25 protein-coding genes and 1 pseudogene are annotated in these 26,556 nt (G+C 40.1%); 17 read left to right on the top strand and 9 right to left on the bottom strand.

Annotated features, from left to right (window positions below):
- Positions 1-139: 139 nt before the first annotated feature.
- The 3 genes from serS to rplU all read right to left on the bottom strand — a co-directional run bounded on the left by serS (position 140) and on the right by rplU (position 2,254).
- Complete coding sequence (gene serS / locus HPS56_RS12330) at positions 140-1,429, bottom strand: serine--tRNA ligase (RefSeq protein WP_172277155.1); 1,290 nt, start codon at positions 1,427-1,429, stop codon at positions 140-142.
- Positions 1,430-1,655: 226 nt separating this feature from the next.
- Positions 1,656-1,919, bottom strand: a complete 264-nt coding sequence (gene rpmA / locus HPS56_RS12335) for a 50S ribosomal protein L27 (RefSeq protein WP_172277158.1) — start codon at positions 1,917-1,919, stop codon at positions 1,656-1,658.
- 17 nt (positions 1,920-1,936) lie between these two features.
- A complete protein-coding gene (gene rplU, locus HPS56_RS12340) occupies positions 1,937-2,254 on the bottom strand; it encodes a 50S ribosomal protein L21 (RefSeq protein ID WP_172277161.1) in 318 nt (105 codons plus the stop codon).
- Between the two features lie 984 nt (positions 2,255-3,238).
- On the opposite strand from rplU, the gene HPS56_RS12345 reads away from it, so the two are divergent.
- From HPS56_RS12345 to HPS56_RS12405, 13 genes are all read left to right on the top strand, one after another.
- Positions 3,239-3,703, top strand: a complete 465-nt coding sequence (locus HPS56_RS12345; RefSeq protein WP_172277164.1) for a helix-turn-helix domain-containing protein — start codon at positions 3,239-3,241, stop codon at positions 3,701-3,703.
- Positions 3,703-5,652, top strand: coding sequence for a dipeptidyl-peptidase 3 family protein (locus HPS56_RS12350; RefSeq protein WP_369800314.1), 1,950 nt, complete (start codon positions 3,703-3,705; stop codon positions 5,650-5,652). Before HPS56_RS12345 ends, HPS56_RS12350 begins: the two co-directional genes overlap by 1 nt.
- Before the next feature lie 57 nt (positions 5,653-5,709).
- Positions 5,710-6,333: a DNA alkylation repair protein gene (locus HPS56_RS12355; protein ID WP_172277167.1), complete on the top strand. Its 624-nt coding sequence runs from the start codon at positions 5,710-5,712 to the stop codon at positions 6,331-6,333.
- Between the two features lie 203 nt (positions 6,334-6,536).
- Positions 6,537-7,808 carry an adenylosuccinate synthase gene (locus HPS56_RS12360; RefSeq protein WP_172277170.1) on the top strand — a complete coding sequence of 424 codons (1,272 nt, stop codon included), beginning with the start codon at positions 6,537-6,539 and terminating at the stop codon, positions 7,806-7,808.
- A 116-nt stretch (positions 7,809-7,924) separates the two neighbouring features.
- Positions 7,925-9,292: a histidine--tRNA ligase gene (hisS, locus tag HPS56_RS12365; RefSeq protein WP_172277173.1), complete on the top strand. Its 1,368-nt coding sequence runs from the start codon at positions 7,925-7,927 to the stop codon at positions 9,290-9,292.
- Between the two features lie 158 nt (positions 9,293-9,450).
- A complete protein-coding gene (locus HPS56_RS12370) occupies positions 9,451-10,455 on the top strand; it encodes a rhamnogalacturonan acetylesterase (protein WP_172277176.1) in 1,005 nt (334 codons plus the stop codon).
- Positions 10,456-10,859: 404 nt separating this feature from the next.
- Entirely contained in the window at positions 10,860-11,420 is a 561-nt protein-coding gene (locus HPS56_RS12375; protein ID WP_172277179.1) for an NADH peroxidase, read from the top strand.
- A 68-nt stretch (positions 11,421-11,488) separates the two neighbouring features.
- Complete coding sequence (locus HPS56_RS12380) at positions 11,489-12,976, top strand: right-handed parallel beta-helix repeat-containing protein (RefSeq protein WP_172277182.1); 1,488 nt, start codon at positions 11,489-11,491, stop codon at positions 12,974-12,976.
- 140 nt (positions 12,977-13,116) lie between these two features.
- A complete protein-coding gene (locus HPS56_RS12385) occupies positions 13,117-13,431 on the top strand; it encodes a T9SS type A sorting domain-containing protein (RefSeq protein WP_172277185.1) in 315 nt (104 codons plus the stop codon).
- A gap of 121 nt (positions 13,432-13,552) precedes the next feature.
- On the top strand, positions 13,553-15,034 hold the full coding sequence (locus HPS56_RS12390) for a L,D-transpeptidase family protein (RefSeq protein ID WP_256372624.1): 1,482 nt from the start codon (positions 13,553-13,555) through the stop codon (positions 15,032-15,034).
- A gap of 63 nt (positions 15,035-15,097) precedes the next feature.
- On the top strand, positions 15,098-15,649 hold the full coding sequence (locus tag HPS56_RS12395; protein ID WP_369800315.1) for an RNA polymerase sigma factor: 552 nt from the start codon (positions 15,098-15,100) through the stop codon (positions 15,647-15,649).
- 42 nt (positions 15,650-15,691) lie between these two features.
- The gene (locus HPS56_RS12400) at positions 15,692-16,084 is read left to right on the top strand and encodes a hypothetical protein (protein WP_172277191.1); all 393 of its coding nucleotides are present in this window, start codon (positions 15,692-15,694) and stop codon (positions 16,082-16,084) included.
- Positions 16,085-16,117: 33 nt separating this feature from the next.
- Complete coding sequence (locus HPS56_RS12405; protein WP_253952472.1) at positions 16,118-16,636, top strand: hypothetical protein; 519 nt, start codon at positions 16,118-16,120, stop codon at positions 16,634-16,636.
- Between the two features lie 55 nt (positions 16,637-16,691).
- On the opposite strand, the gene nth is transcribed toward HPS56_RS12405, so the two are convergent.
- The 4 genes from nth to proS all read right to left on the bottom strand — a co-directional run bounded on the left by nth (position 16,692) and on the right by proS (position 21,082).
- Positions 16,692-17,339: an endonuclease III gene (gene nth, locus HPS56_RS12410; RefSeq protein WP_172277194.1), complete on the bottom strand. Its 648-nt coding sequence runs from the start codon at positions 17,337-17,339 to the stop codon at positions 16,692-16,694.
- 1 nt (position 17,340) lies between these two features.
- Positions 17,341-18,153 (bottom strand): SDR family oxidoreductase, encoded by an 813-nt coding sequence (locus tag HPS56_RS12415; protein WP_172277197.1) that lies wholly within the window; start codon positions 18,151-18,153, stop codon positions 17,341-17,343.
- A 59-nt stretch (positions 18,154-18,212) separates the two neighbouring features.
- Positions 18,213-19,412 carry a mannonate dehydratase gene (gene uxuA, locus HPS56_RS12420; protein ID WP_172277200.1) on the bottom strand — a complete coding sequence of 400 codons (1,200 nt, stop codon included), beginning with the start codon at positions 19,410-19,412 and terminating at the stop codon, positions 18,213-18,215.
- Positions 19,413-19,600: 188 nt separating this feature from the next.
- Entirely contained in the window at positions 19,601-21,082 is a 1,482-nt protein-coding gene (gene proS, locus HPS56_RS12425) for a proline--tRNA ligase (protein ID WP_172277203.1), read from the bottom strand.
- 134 nt (positions 21,083-21,216) lie between these two features.
- Between proS and HPS56_RS12430 the strand changes: the two genes are divergently transcribed.
- Positions 21,217-21,891, top strand: coding sequence for a YiaD family glycine zipper/OmpA-like lipoprotein (locus HPS56_RS12430; protein ID WP_172277206.1), 675 nt, complete (start codon positions 21,217-21,219; stop codon positions 21,889-21,891).
- A gap of 45 nt (positions 21,892-21,936) precedes the next feature.
- On the top strand, positions 21,937-22,647 hold the full coding sequence (gene mtgA / locus HPS56_RS12435) for a monofunctional biosynthetic peptidoglycan transglycosylase (protein WP_172277209.1): 711 nt from the start codon (positions 21,937-21,939) through the stop codon (positions 22,645-22,647).
- Positions 22,648-22,809: 162 nt separating this feature from the next.
- Here mtgA and HPS56_RS12440 read toward each other — a convergent pair whose 3' ends face one another.
- Positions 22,810-24,042 carry a M64 family metallopeptidase gene (locus HPS56_RS12440; protein WP_172277212.1) on the bottom strand — a complete coding sequence of 411 codons (1,233 nt, stop codon included), beginning with the start codon at positions 24,040-24,042 and terminating at the stop codon, positions 22,810-22,812.
- Between the two features lie 96 nt (positions 24,043-24,138).
- Positions 24,139-24,516, bottom strand: coding sequence for a 2-amino-4-hydroxy-6-hydroxymethyldihydropteridine diphosphokinase (folK, locus tag HPS56_RS12445; RefSeq protein WP_172277215.1), 378 nt, complete (start codon positions 24,514-24,516; stop codon positions 24,139-24,141).
- Positions 24,517-24,830: 314 nt separating this feature from the next.
- Here folK and HPS56_RS12450 point away from each other — a divergent pair, with 314 nt between their 5' ends.
- Together HPS56_RS12450 and HPS56_RS13440 are read left to right on the top strand one after the other, a co-directional pair.
- Positions 24,831-26,330: a xylulokinase gene (locus HPS56_RS12450; RefSeq protein ID WP_172277218.1), complete on the top strand. Its 1,500-nt coding sequence runs from the start codon at positions 24,831-24,833 to the stop codon at positions 26,328-26,330.
- 88 nt (positions 26,331-26,418) lie between these two features.
- Positions 26,419-26,556, top strand: a pseudogene (locus tag HPS56_RS13440) (xylose isomerase); the annotation flags it as partial.

Consider the following 26,556-nt stretch of genomic DNA (forward strand, 5'->3'; position numbering starts at 1 on the left):
ATACCTATATATAAATAAGGATGTGAAAAGACATTCTGTTTATAAATTGGCTGTAGATGGGACTTTCTGCTTAAAAATCACTGCTTCCCATTATGCATTTCTCAGAAAGAAAAAAATGGGAAGCAGCGTTAATCATATATTAAAAGTTATTATTGTCAAGCATTTCAAATCCGCAATACGGAACAAGGCACTTTGGAACACGGATACCGTTCTCGGTCTGATTGTTCTCGATAATAGCCGCAACTATACGTGGTAAAGCCAATGCGGAACCGTTAAGTGTATGGCATATTTCTATTTTCTTATCCTTTGCACGGCGGTAACGGCACTTCAGACGGTTTGCCTGATAACTTTCAAAGTTTGAAACGGAAGAAACCTCAAGCCAACGTTTCTGAGCGGCACTCCATACCTCAAAGTCATAGCATATTGCAGATGTGAAACTCATGTCACCTCCACAAAGTTTCAATATGTGATAGGGGAGTTCCAGTTTCTGCAGCAACCCTTCTACGTGTATAAGCATCTCCTTAAGACTTTCATAAGAATGTTCAGGTGTGTCGATGCGTACAATTTCAACTTTGTCAAACTGATGCAATCTGTTGAGACCCCTTACATCTTTTCCGTAAGAACCGGCTTCGCGGCGGAAACATGCCGAATAGGCTGTACGCTTTACCGGTAAATCTTTCTCTTCTATTATAACATCGCGGAAAATGTTTGTCACGGGCACCTCTGCCGTAGGGATGAGGTAAAGGTTGTCCTCATTGCAATGGTACATCTGTCCCTCTTTATCCGGAAGCTGTCCTGTTCCATATCCTGAAGCTTCATTTACCACGTACGGAGGCTGCACTTCGAGATATCCGCTTTTACGTGCCTCTTCAAGGAAAAAAGCCTCGAGTGCTCTTTGCAGACGTGCCATCTTTCCTATATAAAACGGAAATCCTGCACCGGTAACCTTTACTCCCATATCAAAGTCTATCAGGTTGAACTTTTTGCACAGATCCCAGTGACACATAGCATCGTCACCGATTTCCGGCATAATTCCTCCTTCTTTTACAATGACATTGTCTGAGGCAGATGTTCCTTCCGGTACGTCATCGTTTGGAATGTTTGGTATGGCACAGAGCGCGTTACGCAGTTCTGTTTCTGCATTTTCCATTTTCTCCTGCAGCTCTTTGTCGGTTTGCTTTAGGTTTTGTACCTTAACCTTTATTTTTTCAGCCTCGTCCTTCAATCCTTCTTTCATCAACGCACCGACTTGTGATGACAATTGCTTTGTTTCTTGTTTTATTTTGTCTGACTTCTGCTGTGCCTCACGACGGCGTTTGTCAATGGCAAGAACATTTTCGACAGCTTTTTCAGCATCGTTGAAGTGTTTTTTCTTCAAACCGCGAATTACGCGTTCTGTTTCTTCACTGATGAGTTTAAGTGTAAGCATAATATATACTTTTTAAGACATGTAATTACAAATTATTTTGCAAAGATAATAAAAAAATAAAGAAAGAAGTAATCGTATTACATAAAAATGGTGTTTATGTAATCCATACAAATATTTCAGACTAAAATGAGATTATCCACACCACAACCATATTATAAAAAGGAATCCCATTCTCCTTCATAGAGAATGGGATATTGTTTGTTTGGAATAAATTAATGTTTGTTGTTTAGGCCTCTGCGTTTGGTATTACAGAAACAATACTCTTGTTTTTGCGTCCTTTCTTGAAGTTGACAATACCGTCTGCCAAAGCGTAAAGTGTATCATCCTTGCCAATGCCGACATTATTTCCGGGATTGTGCTTTGTACCACGCTGCCGTACAATGATATTGCCGGCTATTACTTTCTGGCCACCCCAAATCTTAACGCCTAATCTCTGTGAAGCAGATTCACGGCCGTTCTTTGAACTACCTACACCTTTTTTATGTGCCATTTTTACTCCTCCTAAATTTAAGCGATTACTTGTTTGATTTCAATTTGTGTGAACTGTGCGCGATGACCGTTCTTTTTGCGGTAATCTTTTCTGCGCTTCATCTTGAAAACGATGACCTTGTCACCTTTTACAAGAGGATTGAGAACTTCACATACTACTTTTGCACCTTCTACGGTAGGTGCGCCAACCTTTACTGTTCCCTCGTTGTCTACGAGCAGAACTTTGTCAAACTCTACAGCCTGACCTGCTTCAGCATTCTTAATGTGGTGGACAAAGAGTTTTTTTCCTTGTTCTGCCTTGAATTGCTGACCGTTAATTTCTACGATTGCGTACATTATAAATTATATAAAAAACGGTTTTTCCGTAAGGCGGACAAACATTGTGCTGTCTCTTTACCGAGCCTTTCCAGATTAAATCGGCCGCAAAGTTATACATTTTTTATGGATAAGCGATTGTTGTAGCCAAGGAAAAATATCCACTTAAGTAATAATTAACGTTTGTTTGCATAATTGATATGTTTTTACCTTGATTTGTCCCCGAAAGCAAGGTCCTATATAAAAAACAAAAAAGCGATGACCCTCACAGGCAACCGCTCAATTACCTTCAATAGGTATTAGTTAAGGTAAAAAGATTGTTTTCAGGATAACGTTTGCAAAGATAATGCTTTTGTTTGTAACGGCAAAATATTTTTAGATATATTTTTCAGATTAACATGTAATTCTGTTGTTTTTCGCGTGATATACTTGACGTTTTGTATTTTTTCAGTTTTGACTGCCTATATTCGATTTTCGTATTCGAGCGAGGCTATTTCCTGTGTCTTTTGAATGCCAAGGCATATCAGTGACAAACACTATGTAAATAAGATTAAAAAAGCGTGTATGTATATGAGTCCTATATGGTTTTCCATGAAGAACAATAAAGGCGTCAAATGCGGATAGCAAATGTTAAAAGTGTATATGTGCTAAATACACAGTGTATATAGCCCATATACAGAGTGTATGTAGCCCAAATACACTCTGTATGTGGCCTAAATACACTTTTAAGATATGTGCTTCATGATATGAAAACAATATCATGATTCTATGCTTTATACTGTTCCTTGCCTGCGAACATGAGATTTGCTTGCTTTATGTCTTGATTTTTATTTCATTACCTGCGGCTTACCTGTAATGATATTTTATTTGATATTATATTAATGTGTATTTATTGTAGGAGAGGTTAATTATTTTTTAGAAAAAATATGAATTAAAGTACAGGTGACAATCAATTTTTTTTGTATATTTGCAGAGAAATATTTAAATCAAAAAATTCAATAGGTTATGGCAAAGTATAATATTACAGAAAAAAAGGAAAAAGAGGCAGTATACAGGAGTCTTGTCAGTCCCAAACTAATGGATGAGATGAAAGAGAAAATTCTGAATATCATTGTAATGAACAAAAAATACAAAGATAAGAATTATTCGGCCAAACATCTTGCAGAAGATCTTTGCACAAACACAAGATATGTCTCAGCTGTTGTTAATGTGAAATTTCACATGAACTACACATCTTTCGTGAACAAATTCAGGATAGAGGAAGCAATGACAATACTTGTTGACCGCCGTTATCAGCATTTGAAGATGGAGCAGGTTAGCGACATGGTCGGATTCTCTAACCGTCAGTCTTTTTATGCTTCTTTTTATAAGCTTATGAATATGACTCCGCGTGAGTATCGCATAAAGCATCTTTCACAAAACCCACATAAGGCTGTTAAGAAAACGACAAAACCCACAACAAAGGAATAATGGTTTTCGATTCTATGTTTTGCTTTGGCGAACGGTTTGCCGACATACAAATGTTGAGATATAAGCTCAATGGATTTGACAAACTGTCCGCCAGGCAAAAATTGTATATATACTATCTTTCCAAGGCGACGCTCTATGGTCGTGATATAACTTTTGATCAATTTGGAAAATACAATCTCCGAATACGGAAAATGTTAGAGGCAGTATTTGTGTCTCCTGCGGTTATACGTGATACAAAAGAGTTTAATGCTTTAGAAGAATATTTGAAGAGAGTTTGGTTTTCAAATGGTATTTATCATCACTATGGCTGTCAAAAATTCAAACCGGGCTTTTCACGTGAATATCTAAGAAGTTGTCTTGAAGCAGTATCTTCAGATAGCCTTCCCCTAAAAAAAGGAGAGACATTAGATGAAATGTGTGATGAATTGTTTCATGTGATTTTTGACGAAGAATACATGTCAAAACGTGTAAACAAGTCTGAAGGTTGCGACCTTGTTGTTACATCAGCATGTAATTATTATGAGAATGTAACTCAAGAAGAAGCTGAAGAATTTTATCGCTCAATGAAAAAGCCTGATGATGACTCTCCCGTGTCATACGGTCTGAATTCACGCCTTGTAAAATCTTCCGGCCTGTTAGAAGAGCAGGTGTGGAAGGTCGGAGGTATGTATAGTGAGGCGATTGAAAAAATCGTGTATTGGCTTGGCAAGGCAGCAGAAGTGACAGAGAATGAGAAACAGCATACTGTCATATCAAAGCTTATCAAGTTCTACCGTACCGGCAGTCTTGAAGATTTCGATGATTACTCAATAGAGTGGGTCGGTGCGTTAGAAGGTGACATAGATTTCATAAACGGGTTTATAGAAGTTTACGGTGATCCTTTGGGTTTGAAAGGCTCCTGGGAAGGTATCGTGGAGTATAAAGATGCAGAGGCTACAAAGCGTACTGATATAATATGTAGCAATGCCCAGTGGTTTGAAGACCATTCGCCTGTGAATCCAAAGTTCCGTAAGACAAAGGTAAGGGGAGTCACCGCGTCTGTTATTTGTGCGGCAATGCTTGGCGGAGACGAGTATCCGTCTACAGCTATAGGTATAAACCTGCCTAATGCAGATTGGATACGCTCCAGATACGGGAGTAAAAGTGTTACAATAGGCAATCTCACAGAAGCTTATAACATGGCCGCTAAAGGTAGCGGCTTCCGTCAGGAATTCGTGTCGGATGAAGGAGTCTTGGAGCTTTTGGACAAGTATGGAGATATATGCGATGAGCTTCATACAGACCTTCATGAATGTCTTGGGCATGGCAGCGGAAGACTGTTGCCGGGAGTGGATCCCGACTCTCTTAAATCTTATGGCAGTACCATAGAAGAAGCCCGTGCAGATCTTTTTGCTCTTTATTATATGGCAGATGTAAAAATGGTGGAGTTAGGTCTGCTCCCCGATATGGAGGCATACAAGGCAGAGTATTATTCCTATATGATGAACGGATTGATGACTCAGCTTGTACGTATCAATATCGGTGACATTATAGAAGAGGATCACATGCGTAATCGTGCACTTGTTGCCAACTGGTGTATGGCACATGGTGACGTATTGAGAATTGTCAAGCGTGAAGGAAAGTCGTATGTGGAAATCAAAGACTATGATAAGCTTCACGTGCTGATTGGAAAATTGCTTTGGGAGATACAACGCATAAAGAGCGAGGGCGATTTTGAGGCGGCCCGCAGTTTGGTGGAGCGTTATGCGGTAAACATTGACGCCGGTCTTCATGCAGAGATTGTTGGCAGGTATGAACAACTGAATATCGCTCCATATAAAGGATTCCTTAATCCTTGGATGAAACCGGTGTATGACGAAGCCGGAGAAATTACAGATATAGAGCTTGATTATTCGGAAGATATGTCTCACCAGATGCTGCGATACAGCAGGGAATATTCAACATTGTAATATGCATCTTATCTATAATAAATAGGTCTAGCAAAAAGGAAACAGGATTGTTGGTTTATGACACAGGAAGAGATTCAAAATAAACTAAAAGATATAAAGAAGTCGTTTCGTTTGGTAATGGATGGAGTTACGGCTCAGTCCATGCGCGATAAAGGCCTTGACTATCATATAAACTGGGGGGCGGCTGTTCCCCGGCTGAAAGCGATGGCAAAAGAAATAGACAAGGATTACGGACTTTCCGTTGCTCTATGGAAAGAGAATATCCGTGAGTGTAAGATTCTTGCCACACTTGTGATGCCGGTTGACATGATGGAAAGTGATATGGTCGATTTATGGATGGAACAGACGGATTCTGTCGAGATAGCGGAAATGGCTTCACTGAATCTGTATCAATACCTGCCTTTCGCAGCAGAAAAGGCTTATCAGTGGATCGCATCTGATAAAGAACTGTATCAATTGTGCGGATTTCATGTATTGTCTCGGCTTTTCATGAACGGGCAGCAACCTAACGAGCGCGGCATCAATGAGTTTCTGGACCAGTGGCAGGTTGCCGTGTGCGGTTCTTCTGTCATGGTAAGAAAAGCCGCGGTGGCAGCTCTTTTGCGTTTTGCCGGATTAGGTCTTGTCTATGAACGCATGGCTTCTACTGTGAGCCGGCGTACCGGCTTCGACATTATATAGACAAATATATTACATTTATTATAAGCTGCAGGTATTAATAATATCTGCGGCTTTTTGGTTCTTTAATATACCCTGGTACTTTTTCATTAGGAAAGCACTCTCTTTCAATAAAAATTAGTAACTTTGTGCGGGCGTAGAATAAAAGTCCTTCATAAGTCATTCTAAACAAGAATAATCGAACGTAAAATTAGTATAATAACAGTATGAGTACAGGAAAAGTGGATGTCCTTTTGGGACTTCAGTGGGGAGATGAAGGTAAGGGAAAGGTGGTTGACGTACTTACACCAGAATATGATGTGATAGCACGTTTTCAAGGTGGTCCCAATGCCGGTCATACATTGGAATTCAATGGAGAAAAATATGTCTTGCGCAGCATTCCCTCAGGAATATTCCAAGGAGGGAAAATCAATATTATAGGCAATGGCGTTGTTCTTGCTCCGGATCTTTTTATGGATGAAGCAAAAGCTCTTGAGGCAAGCGGTCATAATCTGAAAGATTGTTTGCAAATATCAAAGAAAGCTCATCTCATCATGCCAACTCACCGTGTACTTGATGCTGCATATGAAGCATCTAAAGGCAAGAATAAAGTCGGCACAACGGGAAAAGGTATTGGTCCGACATATACAGACAAGATTTCAAGAAACGGTCTCAGGGTAGGAGACATTTTTGAAAACTTTGCAGAGAAATATGCCGCCCATAAAGAAAGGCACGCCAATATACTTAAGTCTATGAATTTTGAGTATGACATAACAGATGTGGAAAAGAGATGGCTTGAGGGCATAGAGTATCTCCGCCAATTTAAAATAGTTGATTCCGAACATGAAATAAATGCTGCTTTAAAAGGCGGAAAAAGAATTCTTTCTGAAGGTGCCCAAGGAACAATGCTTGACGTAGACTTCGGCTCATATCCTTTTGTAACATCATCCAATACCATTTGTGCCGGAGCATGTGTAGGTCTGGGCATTGGTCCTAATAAAATAGGTGAGGTATATGGAATAATGAAAGCATACTGTACACGTGTTGGAGCCGGTCCTTTCCCCACAGAACTTTTTGATGAGACAGGTGCGGAAATTCGTAGGATAGGTCATGAATATGGTGCCGTCACCGGGCGTGAACGCCGTTGCGGATGGATTGATTTAGTGGCCCTGAAGTATGCCATCATGGTAAATGGTGTTACACAACTCATTATGATGAAGAGCGATGTGCTTGACGGATTCAGTACAATAAAGGCCTGTGTGGCATATAAGCAGAACGGAAAACAGATAGATTATTTCCCATACAATATTGAAGACGGTATTGAACCTGTATACAAGGAATTACCAGGCTGGAAGACAGACATGACTAAGTTCACGTCTGAAGACCAGTTCCCCAAAGCATTCAAAGACTATATTTCATTCCTTGAATCAGAACTTGAAACACCAATAAAGATTATATCTATCGGTCCGGATCGTGATCAGACGATAGTAAGAAACTAAATAAAAGCAAGTACCGTATTTATGCGGTCGCAGTAAACTTTAATCGGTCGTTAGTTCTCTAATGGCCGATTAAAGTTCTGGATATAACAATAATAATAATATATATAAATTAATTAATGGCACAAAAACCAAGTATACCTAAAGGTACGCGTGATTTCTCACCCGTTGAGATGGCAAAGCGCAACTATATTTTCGATACAATACGTTCAGTATATGCCCTTTATGGCTTTCAGCAAATAGAGACTCCTGCAATGGAGACACTGGATACTCTCTTGGGGAAATATGGCGAAGAGGGAGATAAGTTGCTGTTCAAGGTCCTTAACAGTGGCGATTATCTGTCAAAAGTCGCAGACGATGAACTGAACGACCGTAATTCACTTCGTCTTGCATCACGTATATGTGAGAAAGGCCTGCGTTATGACCTCACAGTGCCTTTTGCACGCTATGTAGTGATGCACCGTGACCAACTTCAATTGCCGTTCAAGCGTTATCAGATACAGCCGGTATGGCGTGCCGACCGTCCTCAGAAAGGCCGTTACCGTGAATTCTTTCAATGTGATGCAGACGTTGTCGGCAGTGACTCTTTACTTAATGAAGTTGAGCTGATGCAGATTGTAGACACTGTGTTCACACGTTTCGGAGTGCGCGTACGCATCCTTATAAACAACCGAAAGATACTCACAGGTATCGCGGAGGTTATAGGGGCTGCAGACAAAATTGTAGATATTACGGTTGCCATAGATAAACTTGACAAGATTGGACTTGAGAATGTGAATGAAGAACTCAAGTCGCATGGGCTAAATAAAGATGCGATAGACAAACTGCAGCCAATCATATCTCTTAGCGGAACTAACGATGAGAAGCTTGCTGTAATCAAAGATGTGCTTAAGGAAAGTGAGACAGGACTTAAAGGCGTCGAAGAAACCAAATTTATACTTGACACGCTTAAAACAGTCGGACTTACAAATGAAATAAGCCTCGACCTCACCCTTGCAAGAGGTTTGAATTATTACACAGGAGCCATTTTTGAGGTGAAAGCACTTGACACCCCAATGGGAAGTATTACAGGCGGTGGACGTTATGACAATCTTACAGGAATCTTCGGCATGCCTGGACTCAGCGGTGTCGGCATATCTTTTGGCGCCGACCGTATTTTTGATGTGTTGAACACTCTTGATTTATATCCTAAGGATGCCATTACCGGAACTCAATTGCTCTTTATCAATTTTGGTGAGAAGGAAACGGAGTATTGCCTGCCTGTAGTAGCAAAAGCACGCCAAAGCGGAATACGTACAGAGATTTTTCCCGACTCATCAAAAATGAAAAAACAGATGAGTTATGCAAATGCAAAGAGTATACCTTATGTGGCGCTTGTAGGAGAAAATGAAATGAAAGAAGGCAAGATTACTCTTAAGGATATGACAACCGGTACTCAGCAAATGCTTACCCCGGAAGAACTTATCACAGAGATAAATAAACTTTAAGTGTACGTGACTACATATTGCAGCAGATGTTTGGCAGAAGCACCTTGCTGCAATGTGTATATAACAGGAAATTTTCATGGATATGTAAGATAGCTACAGAATACATTCTTGTTATTTACATATTAATACCCATAATAGAATAAACAAACTACAAAAAAATGAAATTATTAAGACTATGCGCTTATGCGCTTATCGCGGTGTTTGTGATGACATCGTTTAAGCAGGACAAGGTTATCACTGTTTTCATGATTGGCGACTCAACAATGGCAAACAAACCTTATGACAAAGGACAAAAAGAAAGAGGATGGGGAATGGCCCTGCAATGCTATTTTGATGATGGTATACGTGTCGACAATCACGCTGTAAACGGAAGGTCATCAAAGAGTTTCATAAATGAAGGACGCTGGCAGGCTGTTGTCGATAAAATACGTCCCGGTGACTATGTGTTCATACAGTTTGGACATAACGATGAGAAACCCAAGGCAGACAGACATACGGATCCGGGCACGACGTTTGATGCCAACCTTAGAAAATTCGTGAGAGAGACACGTGAAAAAGGAGGTATTCCGGTTTTGTTCAACTGTGTTGTCCGCCGTAATTTCTTTGCCGCCGTACCCAAGAATGATGACGATGAGGCTCTCCGCAAAACAACTGCAGCAACAAAAGAGGAAATGGTGGAAGGAGACACACTCGTAGATACACACGGTGCCTATAGGATTTCTCCAAAAAATGTTGCCCGTGAGACTGGAGCACCATATATTGATGCAAATAAGATTACTCATGATTTGGAACAAGGCTTGGGCCGGGAAGCCTCAAAAAAGCTTCACATGTGGTTCTTGCCGGGTGAGGAGCCTACAATACCTAAAGGCAGAAAAGACAATACACATTATAATATATATGGTGCACATATTGTTGCAAAACTGCTCACTCAGGCTATAGTAAAAGAAGTACCGGCTTTGAGAAAACATGCCGTCTATTATGATTATTCTGTTGCAAGAAACGGTATCGGTGATTTCTTCACTCCGCAAGAGGCTGTAGATGCGGCCCCGCAGGGTAAGAAAACAACAGTACAGTTGTTTGCCGGTAAATGGAAGAAACCGGAGATACCTAAAGGTAAGAAAATAAAATTCATACTCCGCAACGGAGCCGAATGGGCAAAATAAAAGTTACGGAAATGTCTTTCGTTGAAAGTCCCTGTTGCTACGTCATATATATTCGTAGTTACAGGGGCTTGTCTTTAATCCGGGCATGTCATTGGATTTTAAGTCAGAGCATTGTTTGCTTCGGCATGTTTCAACTCTTGTGGCTAAGGCATAGAGGACTAAGGCAAGATGGAAGCGGAAGCATGATGTCAAGCTATAAGAATATAGCAGCATATTTTAATATGCCTACTGTTTATAAATTCTCAAAAATACAAATAGTAATATTCTAAAATATTTGCATGGTTTAATTATTCTCCGTATCTTTGCATAGATATAATGACAATCCGAACCATGTGGAACATGGGTTGTAATCACATTATGTGAATAGATTTATTTATGTTTAAATATTAAAGTAGAGAAAATTTATGAAGAAAAAATTTATTTGCTCAGTATGTGGATACATATATGAGGGTGAGAATGCTCCGGAAAGTTGTCCGTTGTGCAAGGCTCCAGCATCGAAGTTTACAGAAATGGCCGATAACGGTGAAATAACATTCGCAACAGTCCATACACTTGGCGCAGCAAGAAATGAAGGCGCAACAGAGGAAATGATAAAAGATCTCGAAGCCCATTTTAATGGCGAGTGCACAGAAGTAGGAATGTATCTTGCAATGAGCCGTCAGGCTGACCGCGAGGGGTATCCTGAAATTGCAGAAACCTACAAGCGTTATGCATTCGAAGAGGCAGAGCATGCTTCAAAATTCGCAGAGCTTCTTGGTGATGTTCTTAAAGACACCAAGGCAAACCTTGAGGCACGTATTGCCGCAGAAAGAGGTGCATGTGAAGATAAGTTCCGCATTGCAAAGAACGCAAAGGCTGCAGGAATGGATGCGACACATGATACAGTGCATGAGATGGCCAAGGATGAGGCACGCCACTGTGCCGGTTTCATAGGATTGTATGAGCGCTATTTCGGCAATAAATAATAAGTCTTACATGAGAAAATATTCGGTATCAATATAATAAAATACCGATTAAGCCGTTTTATCACTATATGATGAAACGGCTTTTATTATACATATATTTCATCACTCCGATAATGATGTTGTCATGTTCGGATGATGACAGTTTCAGTTCGGACAGTGCATACAGGATTTCATTTTCCGCTGATACTATATCTCTTGACACTGTGTTCAGCACAGTGCCGACATCTACATATTCTTTTTCTGTATACAACCGGAATTCGAAGGGTCTGCATATAAATAAGATAAGGCTAAAGCGTGGAAACCAGACCGGATACCGCGTGAATGTCGATGGAGTATATCTTGACAATGCTTCCGGCAGCCAGGCTTATGATTTTGATATTCGCAAAAATGACAGTATCAGAGTGTTTGTCGAACTGACACCATCATTTAACAATGCAGATATGCCTAAGCTTGTATCGGATGATATTGTATTCACTCTTGAAAGCGGAGTGGAACAGAGTGTAAACCTGCGTGCTTATTCTTGGGACGCTCAGATGTTTGACAGCCTTATAATAACAAGGGATTCTGTCATGGAAACAGAAAAGCCGGTACTTGTGCGTAAGGGAATAAAAATAGACAGTACGGCTACACTTACAATAAAATATCCTACTAAAATATATTTTCACAATGGAGCCGGCATAGATGTATATGGACGGCTTATCGTTTGCGGGCAGCCTGTACAGGGTGGGGACGTCGTGCTTCGCGGTGACCGTACGGACCGCATGTTCAGCTATCTTCCTTATGATCGTATCAGCGGACAGTGGCGTGGCATACGTATATATCCGTCATCTTCCGGGAATGTTATAACAGGGGCTGACATCCACAGTTCCGAGTATGGAATAATATGTGACTCTGCGGCATATAATCCGGACGAGACAAGGCTTGCCGTTCATTACAGTACAATCCACAATTGTAAAGGAGCGGGAATCCTGGCATTTAATTCTTTTGTACACATATCGGATACACAGATAAGCAATACATTAGGTGACTGTCTTGCCGTTTACGGTGGGAGGACAGAAGTGGTGTTCTCTACCTTGGCACAATTTTATCCTTTCAGTGCCGACAGAGGCATGGCACTGAATTTTGCCGACCATTATAATGGTCATCCTTATCCGACAGAGGCTTTGGTTTGTTATAACACTCTTATAACAGGATATGCAAAAGACGTGATAAACGGAAGTTTGCGTGATACCGTGAATGTGGCTTCGTATGCTTTTGTCAATAGTATCATCAGGACTCCAGAGATAAAAGACACTATAGAAATAAAGCATTTTGTAGATTGTATTTTTGAAACTCCCGAAGATTCCATACAGGGGAAAGAACATTTTATAAACATCGATGAAACGAATATGATTTATAATTTTCACCTACAGGAGAAATCTCCGGCCAGGGGCAGGGCTTATTTGTTTCCCGGTGAATATCCACTTGACCGAGATTACAGGTTACGTGGCAATTTTCCTGACATCGGCTGCTTCCAATATAATGAAGAGGACAAAGACGGAGAAAACAAACATTAAAGTTTTTATGTGACTCATGGTATTTACTGTAAATTCTGTCAACACCATAAAAGATAATTTACTGAATGTAAAAAACATATAGAAATATTTTGCTGTTTTGGCTTTTTATTGTATATTTGCAAAAATAAAATTCAGTAAATATGCGTAAAAGTCTACTTATACTTTCCTTTATATCTCTAATATCCATGGTATTTCCGTTGACAGGAAATGCAAATGAATCGGATTTGACTGCCTTTGAGCACGTTCAGGAAGATAACATAACAATTACGGTAGAGCAGTCTGTCATACGTGTGAACGGGGCTGCAGGAATGACGCTTGAAGTAGTTTCACTTACAGGAAAGAAAGTTGCATCTGTAAAGATAGAAGGTCCTGCCCAACGCATAGAACTGAATCTGCCAAAAGGATGTTATATTCTTAAAGTAGGAAAAGTTGTTAGAAAAATCTCTGTAAGGTAGTTTTTTCCAGTCTATGAGATTTCATGTAGGAGTGTTTCCGTTCCTGCAACTGATGTTTGCTGCTATACTTGTTGTTATTGGGTGTAACAACAGGTCCTCTAATCCGAATAAAAACATCACGATGGATTCGTTTTCAGATTTGAAAACGCAACAATTTGTGTTGGATATCGGAAAAATAAAATCGGAAATTCTTAAGCAATGCCGTTCTGATAGGGATAGTTCCGGAGCAGATTACCGCTCTCGTCAATATTATCAGAACAATGGTCACCTGTTATGGATTTCAATGAAAGGAATTCATTCCAGTGCAGACACCTTGATTTCATTTCTTGAGCATATCGGAGATATTGGTTTTACCAAAAAGTCTTTTTATGTAGAACAACTGAAAGAGGATATATTAACGTTCCGTAATCTTGATTTCGGCAATGATTCAGTAAAGAATGTCTCGGGCAAACCGATTAATGAAATAGCCGCACGTATAGAATACAGATTGACAAAAGCATATTTGCGTTATGCGATCGGACAAAGTTTCGGATACGTAAACCCTATATATGTACTGAACAGAATAGATCCTATATATGCAGATACGACAAAGACAAAAATTACCGGTTACAGACGCTTATATGATATAGATATCCTACGGCCAACCGATGAGTTTATAAACCGTGCTTTGCACATAATCAAGACAGATAGTCTCGGTTCTTTTCTAAGAGACTGCCAACCGGATTCCCCGCTTTATTTACAACTGAAGAAACGTCTTGCAGAACCGGGAATCTCGGCATATTTGAAACAGCTCATCATTTGTAATATGGAATATAGCCGTTGGCGGGAACGTAATCCCCTCGATACAAATGGAAAATATGTATTTGTAAATCTTCCGGCTTTCCATCTTTATGCCTGCAACGGTGAAAAGAATATTGTAGATATGCGGATCGGATGTGGAGCCCAGAAAACAAAAACACCGTTGCTTACAAGTAAGATAGAGCGGATGGACGTTAATCCTGTATGGAATATCCCTGTAAGCATAATAAAAAATGAGGTAGCTCATCATGCAGGTGACCGGGATTATTTTGAAAGAAATAATTATGATATAATCAATCGTGAGACAGGAGAATCTGTGGAACCTGACGAAATATCAGTGTCAGCATTGCGCAGCGGAAAATATCGTGTCGTGCAAAAAGGCGGTGAAGGAAACTCTCTTGGACGTATAATATTCCGTTTTGCAAACAATTTCTCTGTCTTCCTTCACGATACGTCAAGCAAGGGTGTCTTCAGCCGCACTTTCCGTGGGGTTTCACATGGTTGCGTGAGAATACAAAAACCATTTGAGTTTGCTGTGTTTCTGATGGATGAGGAAGATGAATGGAAACAGGACAAGCTGAGAATATCAATGGGACTGGAACCGAAAACAGAGCGTGGAAAGGCTTATATTGTTGATGACGAAAAAGACCGCAACCTTGTCAGGAGCGTCAGTGTGAAGAATGTACCTTTAAAAATCGGATATTATACACTGTATCCGGACAGTACCGGCATATTGAAAGAATACTTTGATATATACGGATACGATAAAATTATTTTGAGTAACATTAAACAATTTCAGAAATAAAACGTCTTAGAATAAAGACAGTGTGGCGTGTTCGTATAACGGATGCGGAAAAGACTATAACCATTGGAATCTATAAAGGAAAAAGAACTGATACACATGCTTGCCGATCCTAAAACAGAACGTAAGGCTTTCGGCATTCTTGTAAACCAATATGGTGAAAAGCTATATTGGCAAATAAGACGTATTGTGCTTACTCATGATGATGCCAATGATGTTCTCCAAAATGTATTTCTTAAAGCGTGGAATAATCTTGACTCATTCCGTAATGAGTCAAAACTGTCCACATGGCTGTATAGAATAGCAGTAAACCAAAGTCTTGATTTTATGCGCAGCAACAGCAGACGCACAGGAATAAGCCTTGAAGAATGTGACAATGGAATAGCCAATACATTAGCTGCAGACCGGTATTTCGACGGAGATAAGACAGAGGCATTGCTTATACAAGCTATCTCAAGATTGCCTGAAGTACAGCGTACGGTCTTCAATATGCGTTACTATGACAATATGAAATATAGTGAAATCAGCAAAATTCTGAATACCTCAGAAGGAGCCTTGAAAGCTTCATATCATATTGCCGTGAAAAAAATATCCGAGTATTTCAATTCAATAGATTAAACTTTCAAGCATACAATCCGTCATAATGATAAAATAAATAATATGATGAGCAGTGAAGATTATATCAAAAAGAAATTAGGAAAAAGAAACCTGTTTTCTGTTCCTGACGGATATTTCGACAGTCTGTCGTCAGAAGTGATGGCAAGATTGCCCGAAAGACATACGTCCGGTAATATACCGGCAGATTCCGCTGATTCGAACAGGCACAATACGTATATGAGACTTTTGCGTCCCATACTCTATGTTGCAGCATCTGCAGTTATATGTGTATTTGGAGTTTATACATATCTCACATTCGATACAGAAGGCAAGGACAATGTCGCGCATATTGAGAATAGTATTATTTCAAATAGTACAGATGCATATACAGATGCTGTGGCGGATTATGCCATGATGGATAATGCAGACATATATGCCTATCTATATGACGAATAACATAATTAACAGATATTGATATAGAATATAAATATGATAAGATATATTTGTTTATCCTTGTTGGGCTTATTATTAATGTACACAGGAAATATTGCTGCTGAGGTTATTGACAACAAACATATTGTGTGTGGGAATGACTGTCCTGATCTGCAAAAAGGAAATAACAATGACAAGAAAAATCATTTTAGTCCTGAAGCATTCCAAAAAGAACTTGAGGCATTTATAGTTCGTGAGGCCTCTCTTACCCCTAATGAGGCAGAGAAATTCTTCCCGCTTTATCGTGAAATGGGTAAAAAGCAACGGGAGATATTTAATAAAATAAGGCATATAAACCGTACACGTCCTTCTGATAGTAATGAATATAAAAAATGTGTGACAGAACGCGATAAATTGGATATTGAATTAAAAAAGATTCAGCAGACATATCACAATAAGTTCTTCACCGTTTTGTCTGCAAAGAAAGTATTTGAAGTATTAAGGGCAGAAGACCTTTTTCACAGACAAATGCTTAACAAGCGCAACAATACTCCAAGAACAAAAAAAGGAAGATAATAAAAGGTTTCATTAGTTATATATTATATTCTGATTTTCCAGGATGGAGAACTCATTAAAGTTTTGAGTTCTCCATCTTTTTTGCACAGAATCTTTCTATGCCGCATTTATCACAATTAGGTTTTCTTGATGTACATACATATCTCCCATGAAGTATGAGCCAATGATGTGCGCGCGGAATATCTTCATCCGGTATGTTTTTTATCAGTTCCTGCTCGACTTTTAACGGTGTGTTTGCCCTTGACGACACTAGCCCCGTTCTATGGCTTACTCTATACACATGTGTGTCGACAGCCATTGTTGACTTACCGAAAGCCACAGCCTGGATGACATTTGCCGTTTTTCTGCCAACCCCCGGAAGTGACAGAAGCTCATCTAATGAGTCTGGAATCTCTCCATTGTATTTTTCTGTTATTATCCTTGCTGTCTGAACAAGATGTTTAGCCTTTGCATTGGGGTATGAAATACTACTGATATATTCAAGTATATCCTCCGGTTCTACCTTGGACATGGCTAAAGGAGTGGGATAGTGTATGAATAAATCCTTAGTAACCATGTTTACACGCTTGTCAGTACACTGCGCACTTAATATTACAGCAACAAGAAGCTGGAAATTGTTTCCAAATTCCAGCTCTGTGTTCACTTCCGGCATTTCCTTTTGGAAATACTCTATAATTCTTTTATATCTTTCGTATCTTCGCATATCACATTGCAAAGGCATTAAATCCTCCGTCAACTACGGCTACTGTACCTGTTACAAATTTTGACGCATCACTCATAAGATAGTGTATGGTACCGCAAAGCTCATCCGGATTACCCATTCTTCCAAACGGAGTCTGCCGTATCACATCATTTCCACGCTCTGTATATGAACCGTCAGGATTTGTAAGCAATGCACGGTTCTGTTCTGTTATGAAGAAACCAGGAGCAATGGCATTAACCCTTATGCCCTCACCGAATTTCTTTGCACATTCTGTCGCCATAAAGGCTGTAAAATTGCTTATTCCGGCTTTTGCTGCCGCATATCCGCATACACGTGTCATCGGACGAAATGCAGCCATTGACGAGAAATTGATTATGCTTCCTTTTCCTTGTTTTACCATAGGTTTTAGAAAAACCTGTGTCGGTATAACTGTTCCGGTAAGATTAAGACTGAGTACTGTCTGGAACTGTGAAGCCTCGAGGTCAAAAAAGTTCTGATCTGGGGCGATAGTCGCACCTTTCATATTTCCTCCGGCTGCATTCAATAATGTGTCTATCTTCCCATATTTCGCAATGATGTCGTCACAATTATTCTGTACAACTTCCTGATTCATCACGTCGGTCTTCATAAATTCACATGTTCCACCTGCGTTTCTGATATCTTCGGCTATAGCATTTCCTACATCTTCCTTACGTCCTAAGATTATTACTTTTGCACCGTTTAGTGCCAGATATTTGGCAATAGCACGTCCCAAAACGCCTGTTCCTCCTGTGATTACGGTCACATTGTCTTTTATATCAAAAAGGTTTTCCATGACATTTCATTTTTATTGGTTATAATTTTTTATTAAGATTCTATTTATTGATTATACAATCAGTCGAAAAATCCCGGCTGCTTATACTCAATACCCAACTCTCTGTCTACAGTGGCAAGTATACCCTGTACTTGGCCCATTGCAAACATGCGTCCGAGGAAGCTATATCCGGCATTGTATCCACGTTCTTCGTCACCAAGCATTGTCATGCCATGATCTACGCGCATAGGAAGATTCGGATTTATCTGTTCGAAGATCCGTGCCAGTTCAATAAGGTCGGCACGTCCTCCAAGATGTGATGCTTCCGTAAAATCACCGTTTGGGAAGATATGACATGAACGCATGTGTACAAACCATGTTCTTGAAGCATATTTTTTTGCCAACTCCGTTATATTGTTATGTTTTCCGGCAGATAGTGAGCCTGCACAGAAAGTAAGGCCGTTGTGCGGGTTGTCTACAGCATTTAAGAACCAATTTATATCTTCATCGCAAGTAACAATGCGCGGAAGTCCCAAGATCTGAAATGGTGGGTCATCAGGATGCACACACATATACATGTCATATTCCTCACATGTGGGCATGATGGCTTCAAGGAAGTATTTCATATTCTCACGCAACTGTTCCTTCGTGATTCCTTTGTATAGTGAAAGTAATTGTCTGAACAATTCTACAGGATGTTCATCATCTTCAGTAATGTTTCCACTTACAAACCCCTGTGTTTTTACTATTATTGTATCAACAAGGTTATGGTCATCTTCCGGTGTCATTGTCTGCTTCAGCCTTTCCACTTCCGCAAGTACTTCCGGTGACCATTCCTTTTCCGCTCCTTCACGTTTCAGAATGCAAATGTCAAAATAAGCAAACTGAACATGAGAGAAGAACAGGTTTGTCGTTCCGTTGGCATTAGGATGACTAAGGTCCGTGCGTGCCCAATCGAGTACAGGCATAAAGTTGTAGCATACGGTATGTATACCTTCCAAAGAAAGGTTTTTAAGGCTTTCCTTATAGTTTTCGATGAGTCTGTCACGATCTTTTCCTGCATATTTGATGCTTTCACATACCGGCAGACTTTCCACTACAGACCATCGCATGCCATAGCTTTCGATATAAGTTTTCAGGTCATTAATCTTCTCACGTGTCCAAACCTCTCCGTTTGGTACGTCATGAAGGGCCGTAACGATACCCTCCACTCCGATTTCTTTTAGCATGGCAAGAGTGATTTTATCATTCTTGCCAAACCATCTCCAAGTTCTTTCCATGTGTCTATTATACTTTATTTAGTAGTAAAATGTTATTATTTTATTTTTTGCAAAGTTAATCAAATTAATTATATTACAGGGTTAATATAATGTTAAAAAAAACGCCTTGAAAGTCTAAACTCTCAAGGCGACGTAAATAAATCCTTTACACAGGAATATTGGAATATTCCTTGGTTTCATTTGCAATTCTAATAGCTGCGGGCAATAATAACCCTATACTTTGCAGGCTTTCCGCTAACCATGTCCAAACCTTCCGTCTGTTCGTAGGCAAAAGGTACACAACGTATTGTTGCCTGAGTTTCTTCTTTTATCCTTGCCTCGGTTTCAGCTGTTCCGTCCCAGTGACAAAGGAAGAATCCACCATCTTTCACACGCTCCTTGAACTCATCATAATTATCACATACGTAAACACGTTTATCGCGTTCCTTGCGTGCCTTCTCAAAAATACTGTTCTGAATATCATCAAGAAGATTCTCAACATATTCCACGATTCCGTCAATAGAGACGGTCTCTTTTGTAAGGGTGTCACGGCGCATAACCTCCAATGTTCCGTTCTCAAGGTCTCTTCCTCCCATCACAAGACGTACGGGCACACCTTTCAATTCATAGTCGGCAAACTTGAATCCCGGACGTTTATTGTCCGCATCGTCATATTTCACTGTGATTCCATGCGCGCGTAATGCCTCTATGACAGGTGTCAGTTTCTTTGTAATAGCAGCAAGCTGCTCTGCACCTTTTGTTATAGGGATGATTACAACCTGTATCGGAGCGAGTTTGGGCGGCAGTACAAGACCGTTGTCATCAGAATGAGTCATTATAAGTGCCCCTATAAGGCGTGTTGACACACCCCATGATGTGGCCCAGACATATTCCGGCTTGTTTTCTTTATTCAAATATGTGACATCGAATGCTTTTGCAAAGTTTTGTCCCAGGAAGTGGCTGGTACCGCTTTGGAGGGCTTTTCCGTCTTGCATCATCGCCTCAATGGTATATGTGTCAAGTGCACCGGCAAAACGCTCCGTCTCGCTTTTTACTCCTTGCAGTACGGGTACAGCCATCCATTTTTCCGCGAAATCGGCATAAACATGCAACATTTTTCTTGCCTCTGCCTCTGCCTCTTCGCGTGTCGCATGTGCGGTATGTCCTTCCTGCCAAAGAAATTCACTTGTACGCAAAAATGGACGAGTCCTCATTTCCCATCTCATCACATTGCACCACTGATTGCACATAAGAGGAAGGTCACGCCATGAATGTATCCAGTTTTTATATGTATTCCAAATGATTGTCTCTGATGTAGGACGGATGATCAGTTCCTCTTCAAGTTTTGCCGAGGGGTCAACTTCAACACCGCTTTTGTCTTCTTTCGCCTTTAGGCGATAGTGTGTCACAACAGCACATTCTTTGGCAAAACCTTCAACATGCTCAGCCTCTTTAGAAAGGAATGATTTGGGAATCAGAAGCGGGAAGTATGCATTCTGGGCACCAGTTTCCTTAAACATTTTGTCAAGTTGCTGCTGCATCTTTTCCCATATGGCATAGCCATAAGGCTTTATAACCATGCAGCCTCTTACGGCAGATTGTTCCGCAAGGTCTGCCTTTACAACCAAATCATTGTACCATTGGCTGTAGTTTTCCGCACGCTTTGTTAATTCTTTTAATTCTTTTGCCATAATATTTTTCTTAATCTAAAATTTGCTTGCAAAAGTACAAAAAAAACTTGAAAAGTGGGAATTATTTAAATAAATAGATTACCTTTGCACCGCAATTTTTTATTAATTAATAACTCAATAAAATTAGGTAGAATATGAAGAAAATCAAGATTTCAGCATTCATCCTTTGTCTTGGTATTGTCCTTGCAGGATGCAACAACACACAGAAAGGTGCGGGTATTGGTGCCGGAGGCGGTGCTTTGTTAGGTGCTATAGTAGGTAAGCTGGCTGGTAATACTGCTGTAGGTGCAGCTGTAGGTACTGCCGTAGGTGCAGGAACAGGTGCTATTATCGGCAAACACATGGATAAGGTTAAGGCGCAGGCCCAGCAGGTTCAGAACGCGCAGGTTCAGGAAGTTGAAGACGCGAACGGTCTTAAAGCTGTGAAGGTTACATTCGATTCCGGTATACTTTTTGCCACAAATAAGGCAGAATTGAACGCTGCGGCAAAGAATTCTCTTGTAAAATTCTCTAATGTATTGAAGCAGAATCCATCCTGTGACGTTGCGATATACGGTCATACCGACAACACCGGTAACGATGCCATCAACCAGCCTCTTTCCGTAAACCGTGCAAACAGTGTGGCTAATTATTTGAAGAGCTGTGGCGTTTCTTCTTCTCAGATTAAGACTGTAGAGGGGCAGGGGTCTACAAATCCAGTTGCCGACAATTCTACAGCTGCCGGGCGTACACAGAACCGCCGTGTGGAGGTTTACATGTATGCAAGCCAGGATATGATAAAGGCTGCAGAGAACGGTACGCTTAAATAATCTTTTTCTGGAATTAAAAAACAGCTCAGGATATCTGAATTACAGATGTTTATTGTTTTAAAAAGAATAAAAGTTATACTTAAATGGATGGTGGGTGCGTTTTTCGCTTCCACCATCCTTGCTGTTGTGGCATTTCGTTTCATTCCGGTTTATTTCACTCCTCTGATGTTTATCAGAGTGGCAGAACAAATTACAGACGGCCGTGATATACGCATGCGTCATCGCTGGGTTCCGCTGTCTGATATATCCCCAGAGTTGCCTTTGGCTGTTATTGCCAGTGAGGATTCCCGTTTCATGGAACATCACGGGTTTGATTTCAGGGCAATTGAGAAGGCTGTCGAAAAGAACAATAAAAATAAGGGCAAGCGCAAATTAGGCGCAAGCACTATATCCCAGCAGACAGCAAAAAATGTTTTTCTTTGGCCGGGACGGACATGGGTGAGAAAAGGATTTGAAGCTTATTTTACCGTGCTCATAGAACTTATGTGGAGCAAAGAGCGTATAATGGAAGTATATCTTAATTCTATTGAAATGGGAGAGGGGATTTATGGCGCAGACGCTGTGGCAGAGTGGCACTTCAAATGCCGTGCAAAAGATCTAAGCAGTTCTGAATGTGCTTTAATTGCTGCAACATTACCTAATCCGCGTAAGTTTGATTCATCAAATCCAAGTAAATATATAAGAAAGCGGCAACGGAAAATTGAAAGGGAGATGAGATTTGTAAGGAAGGCATTAAATGATAAGGAAAATAAATGAATGGTGAAAGATAATATAGACAATTACATTAATGCAAAATGTTTTCTATAGGAATACAGATATCAGACAACAAATATTAAGAGTGTATTTTGGCTAAATACACTCTTTAGTTGCCGGATTCAATATAGATGTAAGTTTAGTCTGTTAAATTATTTGCCCTTGCTATTCTGTATAAAACCTTATAAGTCTTGTCAGTGCCTGTCTGCATACGACACAGAATTCCGGCACGTCATTTGTTTTCATACGGCAATTTTCCACACCGCGGAAGACCCCTTTGCTTTGGTATCCGCCACCTTCCACAAATCCGGCCTTACCTTCTTCTACAAGGTTTTCCCATTTATCTCTGAAATCGTGCTTTGTTGTAAGGTTTGGTTCCCATGGCTCCGTGTCGGAAAAATACATCGGGTCGTCATTTCCATAGTCATACTCATCACCCAAACCTCCGAAGCTATGCCCGAATTCATGTACAACAACAGGCTTGAAATATTTTCCTTTTGTATATGACAGGTTATAAGAATTATAAATGCCACCTCCTCCGTATTTATCTGTATTCACCAATATAATAATATGCTCATAGGGCACACCTGCAAGCAGGTCATGAAGTTTCTTAAGGTGAAGGGTTGTCAAGTATCGGTCGCTATAGAACGTGTCAAAGTGTGAATCGAGTGCTGTTTTGCGCCATATATTGTTGGCGGGTTCACTTGTTCCGCTGTCTTCGGAGACTGATCTTACTGCAACAATGTTGAATTTATCTCTCATAGACTTGAACGGTTCATGACTGAAAAGTGCGTCTGTTGCAGTTTTTGCATCATTTATATAGTCATCCATCTGCTCCATAGTGTATCCTTCGGCCACGTATGCGATATTGATACAGTTTGTTGTATCGCCAGCCGCATGAATGGTTGTATAAGGCGTGACATTTCTGAATCCGATGCGTCTTATCAGTATATCTTGCGGATTCACTATGTGTGTTGCCTGCGCCACGATTCTATTGTGGTAGTCATAGAGTTCGACTTTTACTCTTATTTTGTTTTTAGGAAATGGAACAAGAAATACATTCTCGAATGATTTTCCTGTATGTTTTGCCTCTGCCGTAGCTATCCATTCCTGAAACAGTGTGGAAAAAGAATGCTTGTAAATTATTTCATTAGTCATATAGTCTGTCACGGTTATTTGCCCGTTACCTTTTAGAGGAAGTTCATTAAGATGCTTACGTCTGCCATACCATCTTGGTTCCAAATTAAGCTCATCAACAAAAATATTGTAATTGCTTGCATCACCAGCAAAAATATAATTAAGTCTTAACGTGCTGTCACAGAAATGTGCATTAAACCCCTGTGCCTTAATATATGTTCCAAGACACAATAAAATAAATGTAAATATACTTTTTCTCATATTGCTATATATTTATTAAAAACCATGTTCTGAATAAACGCTTTGCTCCTGCATAATGAAAGTAAACATTGTTTCTGCATTCAAAATTCTGTTTCTTCATGGATGAATGTCTGTTTCACCCATCAGTTTTCTTATGTATTCACGATTCCAGTCATCAATATGCATTTTCATATTGTCATAGGCAAGTATATCTATGTCCATTTTTATTATCATACGCATAGACTCCTCCCTTTTACGCCCACAAGTTTGTTCGATATTCTTCAGTTCGTTTTCCAGCTCGTGGATGTCCAGTTCCGTTTCCGCCCTAATAACGGCATTCAGGAATTTTCCGGAATCCATGCCGATAGGGTCTGTCCACAAGAAATCAGAACATATCTCATTATCCAATATGTCACCAAGCATTTTCTTTGCATGCCTCATGTTTTCATGATGGTTTATATTTGTTCCTATTGCCAGAATAACTTTGTGTGCCATTTTATTATCGGTTTTAATACTAAAGCCATAACTCCAAGATATTATTCTATATTTCGGATACCATGAATATTATTCTTCAAAGGTACTATATTTTTTGTTAACACGGGCTTTTATTATTGAAAATAAATAAAGTTTATATTGTGCGCAATATCTTTACGAATGAATTCTCTGTATAAAGAACGGATAATGAATTTGATTTAATAGTGTAAATTAATTATAAAAAAACGACATTAGGATATATAAAAAATTGTACGTTAGGAAAAATATAACTACATTTGTAATTGAAACTTAAAACCAAAATATAATCTCTGAATATGGAAAAAAGATATTTATTAGGATTTGATATAGGAAGCAGTTCTGTTAAGGCATCATTAGTAGATGCAGATAGCGGAAAGTGTGTTGCGTCGGCATTCTATCCGGAAACGGAGGCTCCGATAACCGCAGTCAAGGCAGGATGGGCCGAACAGGATCCGCAAATGTGGTGGGACAATGCCAAATTGAGTTTGAAAAAGATAATGCAAATGTCTGCAGCAAAAGCTGACGAAATAAAAGCCATAGGTATTTCTTATCAGATGCATGGACTTGTGTGTGTGGATAAGAACCATAACGTTTTGCGGCCGGCCATTATCTGGTGTGATTCACGTGCGGTTCCATACGGTGACAAAGCCTTTAACGCACTTGGTGCGGAAACATGCCTTACACATATTCTTAATTCTCCGGGAAACTTCACCGCTGCAAAACTTGCATGGGTGAAAGAAAACGAACCGTCTGTATATGATAATATATATAAGGTGATGCTCCCAGGAGATTATATTGCGATGAGGTTGAGCGGTGTGGCAAACACTACCATAAGCGGACTCAGTGAAGGTATGTTCTGGGATTTTAAAGAATGTAAACCGGCACAATTCCTTCTTGATTATTATGGAATAGACAATAGTCTGCTTTGTGACACGGTTCCTACATTCAGCATACACAGCAAGGTATCGAGACTTGCTGCAGCAGAAACAGGTCTTGCAGAAGGAACACCTATAACATACCGTGCCGGTGACCAGCCAAATAACGCATTGAGCCTTAACGTGTTCAATCCTGGTGAGATAGCATCTACGGCAGGCACGTCAGGTGTCGTATATGGTGTGCTTGGAGACGTGAATTACGACCCGAAGAGTAGGGTTAACACATTTGCTCATGTAAACCATACAGACACCCAGACACGTCTTGGAGTGCTTTTGTGCATCAATGGCACCGGAATACTTAACGCCTGGATACGCAGGAATATTGCTCCTTCCGGTATAGGATATGCAGAAATGAATCAATTGGCAGAAAAGATTTCTATCGGTTCTGAAGGTGTATCCGTCATTCCGTTTGGAAACGGTGCCGAGCGTGTTCTTGAAAACAAAGAGACAGGATGCGCGATACGCGGAATTAATTTCAACAAACACGGTCGTGAGCATATAATCCGTGCTGCACAGGAAGGTATCGTATTCAGTTTCTGCTATGGCATGGAAGTAATGCAACAGATGGGCATGAACATTAAAAAGATACATGCAGGCAAGGCAAACATGTTCCTGAGCGATATTTTCAGGAATACACTTGCCGGAGTAAGCGGTGCAACCATCGAACTGTACGATACAGACGGAAGCGTAGGAGCCGCAAAAGGCGCAGGCATCGGAGCCGGTATCTATAAAGATAACAACGAGGCTTTCGCGACATTGGAAAAATTGTCTGTCATCGAGCCGGACGAATCCCGTCGTGCTGAATATTTGCGTGCTTATGCGGAATGGAAAGAGCATCTTGAAATGCTTATATGTAAGTAAAATTACTTGAAACATTCATTTATAGCATTAAATAATATAGAGGTGAGAACCTAATTTATTACTAATTATATAAAACTGAAAAAGAATTATGGCAAAAGAGTATTTTCCCCAGATAGGAAAGATTCCCTTCGAAGGACCCGAGAGTAAGAACGTTCTTTCATTCCACTACTATGATCCCGATCGTGTTGTAATGGGCAAGAAGATGAAGGACTGGCTTCGTTTCTCG

Origin of the sequence: Xylanibacter muris (genome assembly GCF_013166605.1) — a bacterium.
In the GTDB taxonomy this organism is placed as follows: Bacteria; Bacteroidota; Bacteroidia; order Bacteroidales; family Bacteroidaceae; genus Prevotella; species Prevotella muris.